At 57.8% G+C, this 1,140-nt stretch carries 1 protein-coding gene; it reads left to right on the top strand.

The genetic code is table 11. The features are described 5' to 3' along the window. Positions 1–1,140: group II intron reverse transcriptase/maturase (ltrA, locus tag DB895_RS14145; protein WP_116725994.1), on the top strand; the 1,140-nt coding region annotated here is incomplete at both ends.

Raw genomic sequence — 1,140 nt, 5'->3', positions numbered from 1 at the left:
ACCGAGGCGCGCCAGGCGTTGATCGCTTGACGGTTGAGGAACTGAAGGACTGGCTGTTGGTGCACTGGCCAAGTGTGAAGGCGGCACTGCTGGAGGATCGGTACCTGCCACGGGCGGTGCGCCGAGTGGACATTCCCAAGCCTAATGGCGGGGTTAGAACACTCGGCGTACCCACGGTGGTGGATCGGCTTATCCAGCAGGCGCTCCATCAAGTACTGCAACCGATCTTCGAGCCAACCTTCTCCGATGGCAGCTACGGCTTTCGTCCGCAGAGAAGTGCGCTCGATGCGGTCGTCAAGGCGAAAGAGTATGTGGCCGAAGGAAAGCACTGGGTAGTGGACATCGACCTGGAGAAATTCTTCGACCGGGTCAACCACGACGTGTTGATGGCTCGACTCGCCTATCGAGTGAGGGATGGTCGCGTACTCAAGCTGATCCGGCGCTTCTTAGAGGCGGGGATGATGGCTAATGGCGTGATTCAACCCCGCAGCGAGGGTACGCCTCAGGGTGGGCCGCTGTCCCCATTACTGTCGAATATCCTGCTGACCGATCTTGATCGAGAGCTGGAAAGGCGGCAGTTGAAGTTCTGCCGATATGCTGACGACTGCAATATCTACATCGGCAGTGAAGGCGCAGGGCAACGGGCGATGGCGAACATCAGAGCCTTCCTGGAGGGTCATCTGAAGCTACGTATCAACGAGCAGAAAAGCGCAGTAGCACGGCCTTGGAAGCGAAAGTTTCTGGGCTACGCGATTACGATCTATCGCCAAGAGACACGGGTGCGACCTGCCCCCGAAAGCCTGCGAAGACTGATGGATCGAGTTCGTGAGTTGCTGCGCAAGGGGCGAGGACGGTCCTTGTCTCACACTATAGAGATGCTAAATCCCGTGTTGCGGGGTTGGGCAAACTACTTTCGGCTTACCGCGAACATGCGGATGCTGGAGGAACTCGATTGGTGGCTGCGTCGAAAACTACGTTGCCTGCTCTGGCGACAGTGGAAAACCCCGAAGACCCGCGAACGACGACTCATCTTGCTTGGGCTTAGGCCTGAGCGGGCGTGGAAGTCGAGTGTAAACGGGCGAGGGCCTTGGTGGAACTCGGCATCCAAACACATGAATCAGGCAGTACCGACGTTGTACT

The sequence above is a fragment of the Flavobacterium psychrotolerans genome (genome assembly GCF_003097635.1).
GTDB lineage: Bacteria > Bacteroidota > Bacteroidia > Flavobacteriales > Flavobacteriaceae > Flavobacterium > Flavobacterium psychrotolerans.
The sequence above is the reverse complement of the archived record's forward strand: the minus strand, read 5'-3'. Positions and strand labels throughout refer to the sequence as shown.